This window comes from Ruania halotolerans, from assembly GCF_021049285.1.
Classification (GTDB): Bacteria; Actinomycetota; Actinomycetes; order Actinomycetales; family Beutenbergiaceae; genus Ruania; species Ruania halotolerans.
In genome coordinates, this window is sequence record NZ_CP088017.1 from 2,614,512 (window position 1) to 2,632,536 (window position 18,025).

The window sequence follows — 18,025 nt, forward strand, 5'->3', positions numbered from 1 at the left end:
TTCACGGCAGCCGGCGTTCACGGCACTGCGCGCACCACACCGGCGAACCGACCCGTGACGCCGTCACGCCGGTAGGAGTAGAACCGGCGGTCCTCCCGGGTACAGATGGCGTGCTCGTGCACGTGGCGCACTCCTGCTGCCGCCAGTTGGGCTCGAACGCCAGCACGCAGGTCCAGTGCGGGCGTCCCCCACGTCGTCCACGAGGCAAGGGCGGGCTCCTGATCGCACGCCTGCTCGCGCAGTTGCGCTGGCACCTCGTAGCAGGTGCCACAGATGCCCGGGCCGATTGCCGCATGCGTCACTCCGTGGCCCGCACCGGCCATTGCCGCGGTCGTTGCCGGCACGATCCCTGCGAGTAGCCCGCGCCGTCCCGCATGGACGGCAGCAACTGCGCCAGACCGGGAAGCCAGGAGGACCGGGATACAGTCGGCCACCAGCACAGCGGCACCGACCTCAGCTGTGGTCAGCACCACAGCATCCGCCGTCGGTTCCTCACCAGGGGCGCTGACGCCCCGTACGTCGAGAAGCACCTGCGCGGAGTGCACTTGCCGCAGATACACCACCGGAGCGCCGAGCTCAGCAGCCACCACATCGCGATTGTGCGCAACATCGTCGCGGCGATCACCAACACCAGCCGCGAGGTTCATCTCGGAATACGGAGCGGCGCTCCGGCCGCCGAATCGAGTGGTGAACAGCCCCAGCGCTCCCGGACCCAGGTCGGCGGTCAACACCTCACTTGAGGAAATCGGGGACGTCGAGATCTTCCTCGCGCCGGTTGCGCGGCTCCTCGTCGAAGACGCGGGGCACTTCGAGCGGATTCGCTGCGCCGTGCTGCCCACCGTCTCCCACTGTCGTGGCCGGCTCAGGCACCGGTGCACTCTCCCGGGAATCCCGAGAACTGGAGCGCGACGGTGCCGGCTCGTCTGCGGGCTCGACGACGGGCTCCTGCCGCGCCGGGGCCGGTTCTGCGGCCCGCTCCGGCTGGGCGGCAGTGGTCGCGCGTGCACTCTGTGTGGTCGCCGTCGACGTCGGACCCCCTTGGTCGAAGCCGGCGGCGATCACCGTGACCCGCACCTCGTCGCCGAGCGCGTCATCGATCACCGCACCGAAGATGATGTTCGCTTCTGGGTGCGCCGCTTCCTGCACCAGGCGGGCCGCCTCGTGAATCTCGAACAGCCCGAGGTCGCTCCCACCCTGGATGGACAGCAGCACGCCGTGCGCTCCATCGATACTCGCCTCGAGTAGTGGCGAGGAGATTGCCAGCTCCGAGGCTTGGACGGCGCGGTCCTCCCCGCGCGCCGAGCCGATCCCCATCAGCGCACTCCCTGCGCCCTGCATGACTGACTTCACGTCCGCGAAGTCGAGGTTGATCAAGCCCGGTGTGGTGATCAGGTCGGTGATGCCCTGCACACCTGAGAGCAGAACCTGGTCAGCGGATTTGAAGGCGTCCAGCACCGAGACGTTGCGGTCGCTGATGGAAAGCAGCCGATCGTTCGGGATCGTGATGAGCGTGTCCACCTCTGAGCGGAGCGACTCGATCCCGGCGTCTGCCTGCACGCCACGACGGCGGCCCTCGAACGTGAACGGGCGGGTCACCACGCCGATGGTCAAGGCCCCGAGGGACCGGGCGATCTTCGCCACGACGGGAGCTCCTCCGGTTCCGGTGCCACCACCCTCGCCGGCGGTCACGAAGACCATGTCGGCCCCGCGCAAGACCTCCTCGATCTCCTCGGTGTGATCCTCTGCTGCCCTCTTGCCAACCTCGGGGTCGGCGCCTGCGCCCAACCCCCGGGTCAACTCCCGCCCGACGTCGAGTTTGACGTCGGCGTCGCTCATCAATAGGGCCTGCGCATCCGTGTTGACGGCGATGAACTCCACGCCCTTCAACCCGACGTCGATCATCCGGTTGACGGCGTTCACGCCGCCACCACCGATCCCGACCACCTTGATGACCGCCAGGTAATTCTGCGGTGCCGCCACGTCGATCCCTCTCGTCCGGTGCTCGTGCTCGGGTGACCCTGAAGTCCGACCCTCAACCCTCACCCTCAACCTGAGGGTAAGAGTTATGTCATTTTTCCAACACCACTGACGCTAGGTCTCCGACCGCAGGAGGGCAACGACATCGGGGGGTGTGTCGCCGACCGCGTTTCGGCACGGTCGATGGCACGCTCGCAACCCCGGCGATCACCGGCTGGGCGCTACTCGGTGGTGATCGGCGACCGCGGCGCGGAGAGGTCGTAGGTCGAGGCCTCCACCTGTCGCAGCGTGCGGAACACCTCGACCTTGAGTGTGTTCTCCTCCGCACTCCCCCACACCACCTCGTCACCATCGGTCAGTTCCAGCCGGACCTGGTAGGGCGTCTCCGCCCCGGCGCTTGACACCTCGGCCTGGATGTCCTCCGGAAGCGCCGCAAGCACGGTGAGCACCGCCGTCAGCGATTCCGCCGTGTCTGGATCGTCCAATGGCACCGTGACCTGCGGCACCCCGTCGACAGGCTCATCACGGCGGACCATCACGACCGCCTCGGCATCCAGGAGCGCGTAGCGGTCACCATCGGAGACTGTGGCCACCGGGACGCGCGGTTCCAGGGCGATCTCCAGGCCGTTCGGCCACGAACGCCGGATCTGGACGTCTCTGACCGCAGAGAGTTCTCGGATCTCCTCGGCCACACCGCCGGTGTCCACCCGTGCCACCGGCACCTCGTGCGCAACGGCGGCAATCTCCTGGATCTGCTCCTCCTCGATGTACTCCGACGTGCCGGTCACCACGACGTCCTCGGCATGGACCACCAACACGGGAGAGGCGAGAACCAACCAACTGAGGCCGGCCACCACCAGTACCGCCGCGAGGGCGGCAGCGATCCCGCGCCACCGTAGCCGTCGCACCGCAGAACGTCGTTCGGCGATCCGTTCGCTCAGTTGGGCGCCACGGTTCGCACCGGACGCACGCTGAGTGGCTCCCTGGAGAGCACCGTCGGCGGCTTCCGCGTGCCTGGAACGGCGTTGCGCTCGTCGCTGCTCGCGCTCCTCGCTGCGGTTGAGGCGCGCCTGCTCCTTCTCCGTGGCCCGCGCGCGTGTGACCGTCGAACTCCGGGCCCGCGCCGGCGCGCCGGTGCGCGCAGGCAGTTCCCTTCCCGCAGCTGCTGCAGGAGCGGACGGCGTGGTGGAGCGCGGTGTGCGCCGTCGGGGCTGTGCGGGGGCGCGCATCAGCCGGCTCGCTCTCGGAGGAGGTCCAGGATCACCTCGCCGAGGACGGTCACGTCCCCGGCGCCGATCGTCATCACCAGATCGCCGTCCCTGGCGAGCGCCGCGGCGGCACGTGCCGCCTCACGATGGTCTTCCACATACTGAGCGCCAGGGAGCCGGTCCCCGATCAGCGCCGAGGTCACTCCCGGTTGGGGCTCCTCCCGGGCCGGGTAGATCGCCGTCAGGATCACCTCATCGGCCCCGGCCAGCGCCTCGGCGAACTCGGCGGCGAATGCCGCGGTCCGGGAGTACAGGTGCGGTTGGAACAGCACGATCAGTCGACCATCACCGGCTGCTCCGCGCCCGGTGCGCACCGCGGCCGCGACCTTGGTGGGATTGTGCGCGTAGTCATCCACCACGCGCACACCCGCCGCCGCACCACGCAGTTCGAACCGCCGAGCGGTGCCGGTGAAGGCCGCGAGCGCGCTGATCATCTCGGCCGGATCGGCCCCGAGCGCGAGCCCAGCACACCATGCAGCGGCAGCGTTGAGCAGGTTGTGCGTGCCGGGCACAGCCAGGTCGAGCTCGAACTCTCCCTCGGCTGCAACGAGCCGGGCCGTGGCCGCGCCGGGAGTCAATTGCACGTCGGTGAGCCGCACATCCGCATCCACGCCCGTGCCGTAGGTGCGCACGGCGATGCCGCGAGCGCGAACCCTCTCGGTGAAGCGCCGGGCGCCCGCGTCGTCGGAGCAGGTGATCACCTGCCCGCCGGGAACCACTCGCTCGGCGAATGCGTCGAACGCCTGCTCGAATGCCTCCGCAGTGCCGTAGTGGTCCAGGTGGTCCGGTTCGATGTTCGTCACGACCGCGACCTGCGGTGCGTAGTTGAGGAAGGATCCGTCCGACTCATCGGCTTCGGCAACGAACACCGGCCCGGAACCGGCATTGGCTCCGCTGCCGAGCGAGAGCACTGCTCCACCGATCGCAAACGATGGATCCTGCCCAAGCTCACGGAGGGCGACGGCGAGCATCGCCGAGGTGGTGGTCTTCCCGTGCGCACCAGCCACGGCAACGAAATCCTTGCCGGCGGCGGCACGCATCAACGCCACCGAGCGGTGCACGACCTCGATGCCTGCGGCGCGGGCCGCCACCACCTCGGCGTTCCCCTCCGGGATCGCCGAGGAGACCACGACGAGATCGGCACCGGCCACGTGCGCGCCATCGTGCCCCACGTGCACGGTCGCACCACGGCGCGCCAGCCGCTGCAGCACCGCCGAATCCTGACGATCGGAACCGGAGACGACCACCCCGTCGGCGAGCATCAGTTCGGCGATCACCGACATCCCAGCACCGCCGATGGCCACGAAATGCACTCTCATCGGCGCTCACCCACGTGGCCCTCACCTGCGGTGGAGTCACCGGCAGCGGCCAGGATCAGGTCGGCCAGGCGCGCAGCACCGTCACGCACCCCCGCCTGGGCCGCAGCCGTTCCCATCGCGCGAAGGCGCTCGGGATCGGCGATCAGCGGCACCACATGATCGCGCAGCCACGGCGTGGTGAGATCCCCATCGGCCACCAGCAGTCCACCGCCGGCCTCGATCACGCCGGTGGCGTTGCGGCGCTGCTCGCCATTGCCCACGGGGAGCGGCACGTAGACCGCAGGTATCCCCAGGGCCGCAAGTTCGCTCACAGTACCGGCGCCGGACCGGCCAATCATGAGATCGGCGCAGGCCAAGGCCTCGTGCATCTCGCTCAGATACTCCCGCACGTGGTAGTGGTCCTGGACGTGGTCGGGCATCGCTTCCCGTGCCCGTCGCACCTGATCGGCCTTGCCGTTGCCGCTCACGTGCAACACCTGGGCCCCGGCCGCGATCAGTTCCGCAGCAACGGTGGGCACCTGGGTGTTCAGCCTGAGGGCACCCAGCGAGCCGCCGGTCACGAGAACTGTGCGTCGGTCCGGGTCCAGTCCACACGCCAGCGCCCCGGCTCGCGCGCGAGCGGCAGCGTCCTGCTCTCGCTCGGCCACCAGCGCGGCGATCTGCGGCCGCAGCGGCAGTCCGACCCACTGGGCTCCGGCAAGCGGGGTTCCTGCGAAGGTCACCCCGACGGCCCGGGCCCATCGAGCACCGAGGCGGTTCGCCAGCCCGGGAAGGGCGTTCTGCTCGTGGATCACGATCGGCACGCCGAGGCGGCGGGCCGCCAGGTAGGCCGGGGTGGCCACATAGCCACCGAATCCCACCACGGCGTCCGCCCCGTCGACGACGGCCCTCGCCGTGGCCAGTGCTCGTCGCCACCGCCCCGGGAACCGCAGCGCATCGCCGTTGGGGCGGCGCGGCATCGGCACCTTCTCGATCACGGTCAGCTCAAGTCCGGCGGCCGGAACAAGGTCGGCCTCCAGTCCCTCGGCGGTGCCGAGCACACTCAGGTGCACATCGGGCAGGCGTTCCTGAAGTTCGGCAGCCGTGGCCAGCAACGGGTTCACGTGTCCGGCCGAACCTCCACCCGCGAGCACGAGGTGTCGACTAACCACGCGCGCGTCCCGATCCGGGAGCGATCACGGACAGTGATCGGCGCATCGACCCGCGGCGCGCCGCGAGCGCCTCCTTCGCGCAGGGTTCATCGCGTGCGAACGCGAGCACAACGGCGAGCGCCCCGAGCGTCGTCACCAGGGCCGAACCACCCTTGGACAGCAGCGGCAAGGGCACGCCGATCACGGGTAGCACTCCGATCACCACACCGATGTTCACCAGCGCCTGGCCGAGGATCCAGCAGGCGATCGCTGCGGTGGTGATCTTCACGAACGGGTCCGGGTGCCGGGTGATGACCCGGCTGAAGCCGATTGCGAGGACCACGAACAGGGCAAGCACCAGGAGGCAACCGAGCAGGCCGAGTTCTTCGCCGATGATGGCGAAGATGAAGTCGTCCTCAGCGGCCGGCAACCACAGCCACTTCTCCCGCGAGGCGCCCAGGCCCACCCCGGAGATACCACCCGTACCCAATCCCTGGATCGCACGTAAGGGCTGATCACTCAGCGATTCATGGCCGCCCATGTTGAGGAAGGACAGGATCCGGCTCGTGCGGTTGTCGGAGGAGACCACGAACGCGGCGACGGCGGCGAGCACGATGCTCCCGGCCACCACGAACTTCGAGATTGGCACCCCGGCCACCCACAGCGCGCCCGCCACGAGGGCGATCATGATCATCGCCGTGCCTAGATCCTTGGAGTAGACCACGGTACCGAGGAAGATCGTGGCCACGACCACGGCTGGGAACAGCACGTGCGACCAGTGCCGGAGCAACCGGCCCTTCGTCGCCAGGACGGCGCCGAGCCAGAGCGCCAGCCCGAACTTCCCGAACTCCGAGGGCTGGAACACCGCCCCGGGAGCGAGTTGCACCCAGGCGGAGTTTCCCCCCTTACCCACGGCCAGCGGGGTGAACAGCAGCAACTGCAGCCCGAGGGCGCCGAGCATCGCGGGCCACGCGAGCCGTCGGATCCAGCGCACTGGGATGCGCGTGATCGCGAAAGCCACAGGCAGCGCGACCAACGCGTACAGCGCCTGGTTCTGGAACCCGCTCGTGATGGAGTCGCCGTCACGCAACGAGGGGATGGAGGAAGCGGAGAGCACCATGATCAGCCCGAAGGCGAGCAGCAGCAGCGTGGCGCCACCGATCAGGTAGTAGCTGGTCACCGGAGACTGCCAGGCGGCGCTCTCGGCCCACGGGAGCGAGCGCTTGGTGGCCGGCTTCCTCGGGGAACGTGATCCTGTGCGCGCACTCGGACGGCGTGAGGTCGTCGGCTTCCTGACGGTCCGGGTCGCAGCGCTCGCAGTCACTGCGCTCGGAGTGGCTCGCGGCCGGCCCGAGGCGGTGCCGCCGGTGCGTGGGCGCCGTGGCGGCGCGGGCGCACTCATGACTCCAGCTCCCGGACGGCGTCGGCAAACGCTTCACCGCGCGCCGCATAGGACCGGAACTGGTCCATGGAGGCGCATGCGGGTGCGAGCAGCACCACGTCGCCGGGCTGGGCGAATGCTCGCGCGGCGTCGACGGCGGTCCTCATGACCTCAGTGTCGCCACCGGGCACCACATGGCGCGGGAGGCCGGGCGCGTGTCGCTCAAGTGCCTCGAGTACGGGGCGCTGGTCCACACCGATCACGACGACGGCACGCACCTTGTCGCGATGTGCTGCCACCAGATCATCCAGCCGGGCACCTTTGGCCAGACCGCCGGCGATCCAGATGGTCCGGCCGGCCTCCATCGCACTCAGCGCTGCCGCAGCCGCGTGCGCGTTGGTGGCCTTCGAATCGTCGATGTATCGCACACCGTCCAGGGTGGCGATCGTCTGCATCCGGTGCTCTCCCGGGGAGTAGGCACGCAGCCCGCTCGCCACGTCAGCGGAGTCGACCCCCGCGGCCCGAGCGAGGGCAGCAGCAGCCAGGGCGTTCGCCACGATATGCGGCGGCACGTCACCGTCGCTACCGAGGTGTTCCAGATCCGTCAGAGATCCCAGCTCTGCGGCGTGCGTCTGCCGGTTCGCCACGAATGCCCGGTCGGCGAGCACATCCTCGACCATGCCGAGTTCACCCACGCTGGGGCTGCCGTGAGTGAATCCGACGGCCCGTGCTCCCTCGATGACGTCCGCCTCGGCCACCATCTCCCGGGTCCGCGGATCGGCCACGTTGTAGATGCAGGCCACCTTGGTGCTGTGGTGCACGCGCTCCTTGGCGGCCACGTAGGCGTCCATCGAGCCGTGCCAGTCCAGGTGATCGGCGTCCACGTTCAGGCAGGCCGAGGCGACCGCGGAGACCGAGTGGGTGTAGTGCAGTTGAAAGCTGGACAGTTCTACCGCGAGCGCGTCGATACCCGGTCCGTCACCAGCCCGCGCGCCAAGCACCGTGGCGGCGATCGGGGTGCCGACGTTCCCCACGGCCGGAGCATTCCACCCGTGCGCGGTGAGCATCGCCGCCAGCATGCCCACCGTCGTCGTCTTGCCGTTCGTCCCGGTGAGCGTGAGCCAGCGTACGTGCGCCGGGCAGACCTGCCAGGCCAGCTCCACCTCACTCCAGATCGGCACGTTGCTTGCCGTGGCATAGGTGAGCAGTGGCGCCGCGGGGGACCACCCCGGCGAGGCGACCACCAGGCTGGGTGAGAATTCCCACGCACGCTCGGCGAGCGCCGTCGGATCTGAGTCAGTGAGCACTCGCACACCGGAGGGCAGCTCCGTTGCAGGCGGTAGGACGTCCTGCATGTCCCGGCTGTCGACGGCCGTCACCTGCGCTCCGAGTTCGGTGAGTGCCTCCACGGCCGAGCGACCGGATGCGCCGAGGCCGGCGACGAGGACGGCTCGCCCGCGCAGTTCGTCGATCCCCGCACCTGGCAACAGGTGTGTCATCGGGTGCCTGCCTGGTCTGAGGGCTGCGATGCCTCGCTGCGGTAGACCTCGTCCCTCGACGTCCCTGCGCGGGCGCTCCTCGCACTCATCCAGTACCCACGGTGGTCTGAGCGCTGCGGCGCCTCGCTCCGGTACACCTCGTTCCTCGGCGGCCCTACGCGGGGGCTCCTCGCGCTCATCCGGTAAACCACTCGGCGTAGAAGACGCCCAGCCCCAGACACGCGCAGAGGGCAGCGATGATCCAGAACCGGATCACGATCGTCACCTCACCCCACCCCATCAATTCGAAGTGGTGATGCAGTGGAGCCATCTTGAAAACGCGCCTGCCAGTGGCTTTGAAGAACCCGATCTGGATCACGTCGGAGAGGATGATCAGCACGAACAACCCACCGATGATGGCTCCGAGGATTTCGGTGCGGGTGAGGATCGTCATCCCGGCCAGTGCTCCACCGAGGGCGAGCGCGCCGGTATCTCCCATGAAGATCTTCGCCGGGGAGGCGTTCCACCAGAGGAAGCCGAAACAGGCGCCCACGATGGCCGCGGCCACGATCGACAGGTCGCGGGGATCGCGCACCTCGTAACAACTGGGACCCGCGCTGGCCAGCAGCTGACAGCTCTGGTTCACCTGCCAGAACGTCACGAGCGTGTAGGCACCGAAGACGAACATCGAGGCTCCGGTGGCGAGCCCGTCCAGACCATCGGTCAAGTTCACGGCATTCGACCACGCGGTGATGAGGAAGTTCGCCCAGATGACGAACAGGATCAGGCCGACGGTCGCGCCGGCGAATGCGAGGTCGAGGCCGACATCACGGGTGAAGGAGATCTCCATGCTGGCGGGTGTGCGGAACCGGGCGTTCGGGAACTGCAGCACCAGCACCGAGAACGCCACACCGATCACACCCTGACCGACGATCTTCCAGGCCGGGCTCAGCCCGAGCGAGCGCTGCCTGCTGATCTTGATGAAGTCATCCAGGAACCCGACGACCCCGAGCCCGACCATGAGGAACAGCAGGAGCAGTCCGGAAGCACTCGGCATATTGCCGGTGACCATGTTGGCGAACACATACCCCACCAGAGTGGCCACGATGATGACCACGCCACCCATCGTGGGGGTGCCACGTTTGGTGAAATGGGCCGTTGGACCGTCTTGGCGGATGAACTGGCCGTAGTTGCGGCGCACCAGGAACCGGATGAACAGCGGCGTGCCCAGCAATGAGACGGTCAATGCCAGGGCCCCGGAGACGAGGATCGCGATCACGCGAGCTCCTCCGCATCCCCTGCGTCGGCCACGAGACGGTCGGCGAGCACCGCAAGCCCGGCCGAGTTGGACGACTTGATCAACACGACGTCCTCGGGCCCGAGATCGGTGACCACAAGTTCCTCTGCTTCCTTCACATCTGCCACAGTGCGTACCTGTGCCCCGGCGGATCGAGCTCCTCGGGCGATCCCGTCAGCGCCGGCACCGACCACCACGATCATGTCCGCGTGCTCGGCCGCGTACGCACCGATCTGCTCATGCGCCTGCTCAGCGATATCACCGAGTTCGAGCATCTCCCCGAGCACGGCCACAGTACGCCGTCCGGCCGCGATCGCGGTCAGGGCGTCCAGGGCGGCGCGCATGGAGTCCGGATTGGCGTTGTAGGCGTCATCGATGACGGTGCGCTCGCCCCATGTGCGCACATGCATGCGGTGCGGACTGAGTGCACCGGCGTGAGCGAGCCGCTGCGCCACCTCCTCCACCGACAGGCCCAGGGTGAGGCAGACGGCGGCGGCGGCGAGGGCATTGGTGACGTGGTGTCCCCCCACCAGGGCAACCTGCACCGGTGCACACACGCCGTCGATGCTTAGCGTGAACGCCGCTCGTCCGGTGGCGTCGACGGACACCTCCTCGGCACGCACCTCGGCGTCCGGGCCAGTGCCGAACGTGCGCACCTGCGCGCCCGCGGACAACGCTGACATCGCGGCCACCCGGACGTCGTCGGCGTTGAGCACGGCGACGCCGTCAGGGCGTAGGCCCTGCACCAGTTCCGCCTTCGCACGGGCGATGCCTTCGACGCTGCCGAACCCGCCCAGGTGGGCAGTACCCACCGCGAGTACGACGGCGATATCGGGCGGGGCGATCGAGGTCAGGTAGGTGAGGTTGCCCGGTGCATCAGCCCCCATCTCCAGCACCAGCACTCGTGTACTGGGCGTGGCCCGGAGCACGGTGAGCGGAAGCCCCAGCTCGTTGTTGAACGAGCCCGCCGGGGCAATCAGGCCACCCAGCGGGGTGAGCAACTGAGCGAGCAGGTCCTTGGTGGTGGTCTTACCCACCGAACCGGTGATCGCCACCACGGTCAACTCACCGGCTGAACGCAGCCGTGCGAGCACCTCTCGGGCCAGGACGCCCAGCGCGATCTGGGCGTCCGCCACGAGCACCATGGGGACGGGGCTGCCCGGCACATGGCGGGAGACCAGGGCAGCGACCGCTCCGCGATCAGCGGCCGCGTGCAGGTAGTCGTGCCCATCCACCCGCTCACCCGGCACAGCGACGAAAAGGTCACCGGCCCCGACATCGCGGGAGTCGATCACGGTCGCACCGGTGACCTGCACTGCGTCTGCGGAGGTCGCGCCGGCGGAGCGTCGTGCTTCTTCCTGAAGCGGCGGTGCCGTCGCCGCAGCGAGCACCTTGCCGCCGGTCGCAGCAGCGATCTCGGCGAGCGTGAGCGTGATCATCGAACCGACCCCTCGGCGAGCGCGGCGCGCACCTCTTCCCGATCGTCGAGATGATGTTCCACACCCGCAATCTCCTGGATGGTTTCGTGCCCACGGCCGGCGATGAGCACGGTGTCGGCCGGTCCGGCGAATTGCACGGCACGACGAATCGCCTTCGCGCGGGGAGCCACCTCGAAGACGTCGACCGTCCGCCCGGCTCGCTGCGCGGCCGGCAGTGCACGCACCGCACCCACCATCACCTCGCTGCGGATCTGTGCGGCATCTTCATCGTGCGGATCGTCATCGGTGATGACCACGACATCGGCGCCCGCGACAGCCACTTCGCCCATCAACGGGCGCTTGGCGGTATCGCGTTCGCCGGTCGCTCCGAAGACCACGAACAATCGGCCTTTGGTGGTGGGACGCAGTGCCTTGAGTGCCAGGTTCAGGGCTTCGGTGTTGTGGGCGAAGTCGACGATGCAGCGCGGGTGGTCGGCAACGCGCTCCATCCGGCCCGGCACGTTCCCGCGCAGACCATGGTGACCCAGCACGCGATGGAGGTCACCGATGCTGATCCCCGACTCGAGCGCCATCACCACCGCCATCGCGGCGTTGGTCACATTGAACCTGCCCGGCATCCACACCTCGGTGGACAGGCTGCGCCCGTCACGGTGAGTCACGGTGAATGTGGTGTGGTCGGGGCGGGCGGCCACGATGGTCAGCAACCAGTCCGTGTCGGGATCCGGCCGCGTGGGAGGCGTCTGCGTGCCGATCGTGACCACCGGAATCTCGGCCTCGGCCGCGAGGCGGCGACCCCAGCTGTCGTCGGCCAGGATGACGCCGCGACGGGCGCGAGCAGGCGTGAACAGCGAGGCCTTGGTGCGGTAGTACTCCTCCATTCCACCGTGGAAGTCCAGATGATCAGCGGTGAGGTGGGTGAAACCGACCATGTCGTAGACGATCGCGTCCACCCGGTGCAGAGCCAGTGCGTGCGAGGAGACCTCCATCACGAGATCTGTCACGCCGGCTGTCACCATCTGGGCGAGCAAGGCCTGCAGCTGCGGCGCCTCAGGTGTGGTCAGCCGTGCCGGAGTCTGCTCACCGGCCACCTTCAGCTCCACGGTTCCGATCAGACCTGTGGTCCGGCCGAGCCGGTCGAGGATCTGCTCCAGCAGGTAGGTGGTGGTGGTCTTGCCGTTCGTGCCCGTGATCCCGAAGCTGCGCAACCTGCGCGCGGGCTCGCCGTAGACGGCGGCACTGACATCGCCCAACACCGCCCGAATGTCCGGGGCCACCAGGACCGGCACCGATGAGCCTGCCAGTGATAGCCGCTGCGCGCCGGCAGCGTCGGTCAGGATCGCCACAGCCCCCGCCTCGACGGCGGCCACGGCGTGGTCGGCACCGTGAGTGCGTGCACCGGGCAGGGCGGCGAACAAGTCACCCGGGCGGACTTGGCGGTTGTCCAAGCTGACGCCAGTCACCTCGACCTCACCCGCCTGGATCACCTCGAGCCGGAAGGCGATGGCGAGGTCTGCCGTGGTTCGGGTGACCGGCGCGTCAGAGGCGTTCATGGGCACGAAATCTACCGCTCTCTCGGCTCGGTCACTGATCGTCGGGGCGCAGCGGGTACGGCGCGGCTTCCTCGCCGCTGGGTGGTACACCGAGTGATTGCAGGGCGAATGCGGTGATCTCGTGGAACACCGGGGCCGCGATCGTACCGCCGTAGATGCCGGTGTCTGGGTTGTACATCACCACGCCGACCGCGATCTGCGGGTCATCAGCCGGGGCGATGCCCACGAAGGACGCCGCGACCTCGGTGAGTTCGCCGTCGTCGCCGGGCATCTGCGCCGTACCGGTCTTTCCGGCGATCCGGTAGCCCTCGATCGCGGCGCTCTCACCGGTCCCGGCGTCGGTCACCACGCTCTCGAGCATCCGGATCATCTGATCCGAGGATTCCTCGGAGACCACCTGTACCGGCTCGCCGGGATCGATCTGCTCATAACCGTCCGCGCAGTCATAGCCGTCCACGATGCTCAACGGCATCCGAACCCCGCCGTTGGCGATGGTCGAGAACACCCCGGTGTTCTGCAGCAGGTTCACCGAGACCCCCTGGCCGAACATCGTGGTGTAGCGCTGGCGGCCATCCCAGTCTTCGTAGTGGTGCAGAATTCCGGCCGTCTCACCGGGCATCCCCATTCCCGTGCGCTCACCCCAGCCGAGCCGCTGCATGTACTCGAAGCGGGTCTGATCACTCATCCGCTCGCCGATGAGGACGGTGCCGGTGTTCGCGGACTCGGCGAGTACCCCGGTGGTGGTGAGGATCTGATCGGGATGCTCGGTGTGGTCGTGGAAGGTCTGCCCGTTCTCCGTGGTGAGCCGGTACGGATCTTCGATAGGGGTGGTCGGGGTGACGACCCCCTCCTCAAGTGCCGAGAGCACGGTGAGCACCTTGCCCGTGGACCCGGGGTCGAAGATGTCCTGAACGGCGTGCGATCCGGTGTACCGGGAGGCACCCGGATTGTTCGGATCGACCACATCGGAGTCGGCGAGGGCGAGAATGCGCCCGGTGTCGACGTCGATCACCACCGCGGCGCCCCACTCGGCGCCGTACTGGTCGACGGCGTCGTCCACCACGGTCTGCGCCTGCCAGTTCAGGTCAGCATCCACGGTCAGGTGCACGTCACACCCGGGCACCATCGGGGTGGAGGCGTTGTGACCGGTGGGGATCACCTGGCCGGACGCCCCGATCTCGACGGTGAACTCGCCGTCAGCACCGAGGAGCCGGGTGTTCATCGTGGACTCCAGGCCGGCCGCGCCATCACCCTCGTCGTTCACCCAGCCGACGATCTGACCCGCAGTGTTCCCGTTGGGATAGGCCCGTTCGAACGTCTCCTCCGCCGAGACCCCGGGGATGCCCAGGGCGGCAATCTCCCGCCACACCTCCGGCGCCACCTCGCGGGCGAGGATGTGGTAGCGATCCTGGCCGACGAGCTCGGCTCCGAGCGCATTCACGTCCCGATTCAGGAGTGGCGCCAGATCGCGAGCGGCAGCTGCTGCCCCGTATCCGGTCGGCTCACCCTCGGAGTCGGCGGTGAGATAGGCCGGGATCGCATCCTGATTGACCACCACGCGGTAGGTCTGCACCGATGTCGCCAGCACCGTACCGGAGGAGTCCACGATCGATCCGCGCAGGGCCGGCTCGGTGTAACTGTAACTGCGCTCGTTCGTCGCGGCCGCGGCCAACCCGGGTCCGGCGAAGACCTGGACGTAGACGAGCCGGCCCGCGAAGGCCAGCACCACCACGAGCAGCATCGCCAACAACACGATCTGCCGGCGTTCCGGCGTACCCACGGCAGTGAACGAGTTGCCTCCCGGCCTCGTCGCAGTCATCATCCGCCCCCTTCAGTTCTCGCTGACCAGTCCGTCACCCTCGCCCAGGATCGATTGATCCTCGAGCACCAGGTAACGCATGTCCTCGGCCGGTTCCATACCGATCCCCCGAGCGGCCTGCTCGAGTTGGATGGGAGAGGCGAGCCGGTCGGCCTCATGAGCGAGCGACTGCTGTGTCTCGGTGAGCTGGGCCAGTTCGATCCGCTGCTCGTGGATCTCGTACGAGGTGGCGGACATGACCGTATTCAGCAGCAGCACACCGAGAAGCGCGGCACCGAGGATGGTCAAGCAGCCGAAGATGAAGGGCACCCGGCTCCGGGCCGGCTGCGGTGCTCGAACGATCCTCAGGCCGCGCCGCCCATCCCGGGCGGGCCCGCGGGCGGGGGGTGCCTGGAAGGCGCGCAGCGGCAACGCGCTCATCGCACGCTCCCCTGGTTTGACTGTTGCGGTCGCTCGCTCCGAGACGGCTCGCAGGTCGGCGTCCCTGCGCGGGGGCTCCTCATCCTCATGCGGGGCTCCCTTCACGGAGACGTTCGGCCGCGCGAACCCGCACCGACGCCGATCGGGGATTGCGGGTGACCTCGTCCTCATCGGCACGTTCGGCACCACGGGTGAGCAGGCGCAGGGACGGTTCGTGTTCGGGCAAGGTGACCGGTAGCCCGACTGGGGCGCTCGAACGAGCCCCCGCAGCCAACGCCTGCTTGACCAGCCGGTCTTCGAGGGACTGGTAGGACTCCACGACGATCCGGCCCCCCACAGCGAGCGCATCAAGCGCCGCCGGCAACGCGCGAGCGAGCACGTCCAACTCGGCGTTGACGGCGATCCGCAACGCTTGGAATGTTCGCTTGGCCGGATTGCCACCGGTACGACGGGCAGCGTGCGGGATGTTCTCTCGCACCAGCTGCACCAGCTGACCGGAGCGGGTGATCGGCTCCTGGGCGCGAGCCCGGACGATCGCACCGGCGATCCGCGGCGCGAACTTCTCCTCGCCGTATTGGTACAGGATGCGCCGCAGATCCGCCTCCGACTCATGGGCGAGCAGGTCGGCGGCAGTCGGACCCGTGCTCTGGTCCATCCGCATGTCCAGCGGAGCGTCCTGAGCGTAGGAGAACCCGCGTTCGGCTTCGTCGAGCTGCATCGACGAGACGCCAAGGTCGAACAGGATCCCCTGCACACGGCCTGGCGCGTGAGCTGACGTGCCATAGGTGGCGGCGACGGCGGCGATCTCGTCGTAGACGGCGTGGACGGCGCAGAACCGATCGCCGAACTCGGCGAGCCGCACCTGCGCAGCCGCAATGGCCGCAGGATCGCGATCGATACCGATCACGCGCAACTGCTCGAACCGACGCAACGCGGCCTCGGCGTGTCCGCCGAGGCCGAGGGTGGCGTCGATGAGTACCGCACCAGGGCTGTTCACCGCGGGCTCGAGCAAGTCGAGGCATCGCTGCGCCAGCACGGGGAGGTGCCGATCATGCGATGTCATCACGCTCGTGCCTTCCTGGTTCTCGGGTTCTCATGTGCGGGTGTTCAGAGGTGGAGCGATGTGGAGACGTCGGTGGAGGAAAGTGGAGCGGGCCGCTGCGGTCGGTGAAAGATGGTCGGGTGGCCCTCCGCCACCCGACCAGGACTCCCCCCGCATGCTCTGGCGCCGGGGAAGTGCGTCAGAGTCGCGGTGAGAGACCAAGCAGGGCGGTGGGTAGGGAGATACGGGGTATGGGGGGAGCTAACGAGGTGGTGCGCCGAACCCACCCGTTGATCAGTGCCTAGAGTCCGGGCAGCACCTCCTCGCTGATGTCGGCGAATGCCTGTTCGTTCTCGTCGAGGTAGGTGTTCCACGACTCCAGGTCCCAGATCTCGACCTTCGTGCCTGCGCCGATCACCGCGAGTTCGCGGCTCAGTCCGGCGTAGTTGCGCAGGTTCGCCGTGATGGTCACGCGGCCCTGCTTGTCCGGAATCTCGTCCGAGGCCCCGGAGAGGAACACCCGCATGTAGTCACGGTTGCGCTTCGACGTGGTCGAAGCGTCCTGCATCCGCTCCAGGATTCGTTCGAATTCCACGCGCGGGTAGGCGTACAGGCATCGATCCTGACCGCGAGTGATCACGATCCCGCCCGCCATGGGCTCACGGAATTTCGCGGGCAGGATCAGGCGGCCCTTGTCGTCGAGTCGCGGCTCGTACGTACCGAGAAACAAGGTCCACCTCCTTCCCACTCACTCCGGATGCCCCCACATTACTCCACTTCCCTCCACATTCAATGGCGCATGACCCCTGTGGCGCGCCTCAAGGCCATAAAAGGGCAGGTCAGAGCGAGTGGAGCGAAGTGGAGGAGGTTCAGCGATCGGTCACGGCCTACGGTGGCGCGGTGGTGCCGATGCACCGAATAGAACGGTCACGCCCCGTAGGCTCGGACCCATGACCGAGCAGGGATACATCACCGGGGCCGCCCGCTCGATCGCTCGCCTGCAGGAGAACCTGCAGCAGGTGGTCCGAGGCCGACCCGAAGCCATCAGGACGACGATCGCCACGCTTCTCGCCGAGGGCCATCTGCTCCTCGAGGACGTCCCAGGTGTGGGAAAGACGACCCTCGCCAAGGCGCTGGCGCTCTCCGTGGAAGGGTCCGTCGGGCGCATCCAGTTCACACCGGATCTCTTGCCCGGCGACCTCACCGGCGTCACCGTCTACCGGCAGGAAACCGGTGCCTTCGACTTCCACCCCGGCCCGGTGTTCGCGACCGTGGTGATCGGCGACGAAATCAACCGCGCCTCCCCCAAAACCCAATCTGCGCTCCTGGAGTGCATGGCCGAACGTCAGGTCACGGTGGATGGCATCACACACGCGCTCCCCCGCCCGTTCATGGTCATTGCCACACAGAATCCGGTGGAGATGGAGGGCACCTATCGCCTGCCCGAAGCCCAACGAGACCGCTTCATGGCTCAGATCACCGTGGGCTACCCGCCGAAGCACGACGAGTTCGAACTGCTCGCCACCGGTGGCGCGATGGACCCCCTCGCGCAACTTTCACCCGTCGTCTCACTGGCAGACGTGCAGCACGCGATGGCCGCCGTCCGTGAGGTACACGTGGCCGACCCGGTGCTCGCCTACGTGCTCGACCTGGTGCATGCCACTCGCGAGCACCCTGCTCTCACGCTCGGCGCTTCTCCGCGAGCAGGTCTGCACCTGGTAGCGCTCGCTCGCGCCGTGGCCATGATGGCCGGTCGCCACCACGTCATCCCCGATGACGTCCAGTCGCTGATCCACCCCGTACTCGGGCACCGGATTGCCCTGACCCGCACTGCCCGGTTGGCTCACGCATCTGCGGCGGACGTGCTCACCGAGATCGCCCGCACAGTCCCAGCGCATCGCTGAG

General features: G+C 68.2%; 15 protein-coding genes. 1 reads left to right on the forward strand and 14 read right to left on the reverse strand.

Features of this window, described 5'->3' with window-relative positions; genetic code table 11:
* Positions 1-17: 17 nt before the first annotated feature.
* From LQF10_RS11600 to mraZ, 14 genes are all read right to left on the reverse strand, one after another.
* Positions 18-731: a purine nucleoside phosphorylase YfiH/LACC1 family protein gene (locus LQF10_RS11600; RefSeq protein ID WP_354002575.1), complete on the reverse strand. Its 714-nt coding sequence runs from the start codon at positions 729-731 to the stop codon at positions 18-20.
* Between the two features lies 1 nt (position 732).
* On the reverse strand, positions 733-1,980 hold the full coding sequence (gene ftsZ, locus LQF10_RS11605) for a cell division protein FtsZ (RefSeq protein ID WP_231064007.1): 1,248 nt from the start codon (positions 1,978-1,980) through the stop codon (positions 733-735).
* A 218-nt stretch (positions 1,981-2,198) separates the two neighbouring features.
* Complete coding sequence (locus LQF10_RS11610; RefSeq protein ID WP_231064008.1) at positions 2,199-3,206, reverse strand: cell division protein FtsQ/DivIB; 1,008 nt, start codon at positions 3,204-3,206, stop codon at positions 2,199-2,201.
* Positions 3,206-4,564 (reverse strand): UDP-N-acetylmuramate--L-alanine ligase, encoded by a 1,359-nt coding sequence (gene murC / locus LQF10_RS11615; RefSeq protein WP_231064009.1) that lies wholly within the window; start codon positions 4,562-4,564, stop codon positions 3,206-3,208. The genes LQF10_RS11610 and murC overlap by 1 nt, the downstream gene beginning before the upstream one ends.
* Positions 4,561-5,715, reverse strand: coding sequence for an undecaprenyldiphospho-muramoylpentapeptide beta-N-acetylglucosaminyltransferase (murG, locus tag LQF10_RS11620; protein WP_231064010.1), 1,155 nt, complete (start codon positions 5,713-5,715; stop codon positions 4,561-4,563). The genes murC and murG overlap by 4 nt, the downstream gene beginning before the upstream one ends.
* The gene (locus LQF10_RS11625) at positions 5,708-6,874 is read right to left on the reverse strand and encodes an FtsW/RodA/SpoVE family cell cycle protein (protein ID WP_231064011.1); all 1,167 of its coding nucleotides are present in this window, start codon (positions 6,872-6,874) and stop codon (positions 5,708-5,710) included. Before LQF10_RS11625 ends, murG begins: the two co-directional genes overlap by 8 nt.
* 218 nt (positions 6,875-7,092) lie before the next feature.
* A complete protein-coding gene (gene murD / locus LQF10_RS11630) occupies positions 7,093-8,574 on the reverse strand; it encodes a UDP-N-acetylmuramoyl-L-alanine--D-glutamate ligase (RefSeq protein WP_231064012.1) in 1,482 nt (493 codons plus the stop codon).
* 175 nt (positions 8,575-8,749) lie between these two features.
* Entirely contained in the window at positions 8,750-9,832 is a 1,083-nt protein-coding gene (mraY, locus tag LQF10_RS11635; RefSeq protein WP_231064013.1) for a phospho-N-acetylmuramoyl-pentapeptide-transferase, read from the reverse strand.
* Positions 9,829-11,289 (reverse strand): UDP-N-acetylmuramoyl-tripeptide--D-alanyl-D-alanine ligase, encoded by a 1,461-nt coding sequence (locus LQF10_RS11640; RefSeq protein ID WP_231064014.1) that lies wholly within the window; start codon positions 11,287-11,289, stop codon positions 9,829-9,831. The genes mraY and LQF10_RS11640 overlap by 4 nt, the downstream gene beginning before the upstream one ends.
* A complete protein-coding gene (locus LQF10_RS11645; protein ID WP_231064015.1) occupies positions 11,286-12,839 on the reverse strand; it encodes a UDP-N-acetylmuramoyl-L-alanyl-D-glutamate--2,6-diaminopimelate ligase in 1,554 nt (517 codons plus the stop codon). The genes LQF10_RS11640 and LQF10_RS11645 overlap by 4 nt, the downstream gene beginning before the upstream one ends.
* A 31-nt stretch (positions 12,840-12,870) precedes the next feature.
* Positions 12,871-14,658 (reverse strand): peptidoglycan D,D-transpeptidase FtsI family protein, encoded by a 1,788-nt coding sequence (locus LQF10_RS11650; RefSeq protein WP_231064016.1) that lies wholly within the window; start codon positions 14,656-14,658, stop codon positions 12,871-12,873.
* Positions 14,659-14,670: 12 nt separating this feature from the next.
* The gene (ftsL, locus tag LQF10_RS11655; protein ID WP_231064017.1) at positions 14,671-15,078 is read right to left on the reverse strand and encodes a cell division protein FtsL; all 408 of its coding nucleotides are present in this window, start codon (positions 15,076-15,078) and stop codon (positions 14,671-14,673) included.
* An 85-nt stretch (positions 15,079-15,163) separates the two neighbouring features.
* Positions 15,164-16,141, reverse strand: coding sequence for a 16S rRNA (cytosine(1402)-N(4))-methyltransferase RsmH (gene rsmH, locus LQF10_RS11660; RefSeq protein ID WP_231064018.1), 978 nt, complete (start codon positions 16,139-16,141; stop codon positions 15,164-15,166).
* 280 nt (positions 16,142-16,421) lie between these two features.
* A complete protein-coding gene (gene mraZ, locus LQF10_RS11665; protein ID WP_231064019.1) occupies positions 16,422-16,850 on the reverse strand; it encodes a division/cell wall cluster transcriptional repressor MraZ in 429 nt (142 codons plus the stop codon).
* A gap of 220 nt (positions 16,851-17,070) precedes the next feature.
* Between mraZ and LQF10_RS11670 the strand changes: the two genes are divergently transcribed.
* Positions 17,071-18,024 (forward strand): AAA family ATPase, encoded by a 954-nt coding sequence (locus LQF10_RS11670; protein ID WP_231064020.1) that lies wholly within the window; start codon positions 17,071-17,073, stop codon positions 18,022-18,024.
* Position 18,025 lies beyond the last annotated feature (1 nt).

Bases quoted from the DNA above. Each gene is read 5' to 3' on its own strand.
- ftsL (WP_231064017.1), bottom strand. From the start codon at position 15,078: ATGAGCGCGTTGCCGCTGCGCGCCTTCCAGGCACCCCCCGCCCGCGGG.
- rsmH (WP_231064018.1), bottom strand. From the start codon at position 16,141: ATGACATCGCATGATCGGCACCTCCCCGTGCTGGCGCAGCGATGCCTC.
- LQF10_RS11670 (WP_231064020.1), top strand. From the start codon at position 17,071: ATGACCGAGCAGGGATACATCACCGGGGCCGCCCGCTCGATCGCTCGC.
- LQF10_RS11650 (WP_231064016.1), bottom strand. From the start codon at position 14,658: ATGACTGCGACGAGGCCGGGAGGCAACTCGTTCACTGCCGTGGGTACG.
- LQF10_RS11645 (WP_231064015.1), bottom strand. From the start codon at position 12,839: ATGAACGCCTCTGACGCGCCGGTCACCCGAACCACGGCAGACCTCGCC.
- LQF10_RS11640 (WP_231064014.1), bottom strand. From the start codon at position 11,289: ATGATCACGCTCACGCTCGCCGAGATCGCTGCTGCGACCGGCGGCAAG.
- murC (WP_231064009.1), bottom strand. From the start codon at position 4,564: ATGAGAGTGCATTTCGTGGCCATCGGCGGTGCTGGGATGTCGGTGATC.
- murD (WP_231064012.1), bottom strand. From the start codon at position 8,574: ATGACACACCTGTTGCCAGGTGCGGGGATCGACGAACTGCGCGGGCGA.
- LQF10_RS11610 (WP_231064008.1), bottom strand. From the start codon at position 3,206: ATGCGCGCCCCCGCACAGCCCCGACGGCGCACACCGCGCTCCACCACG.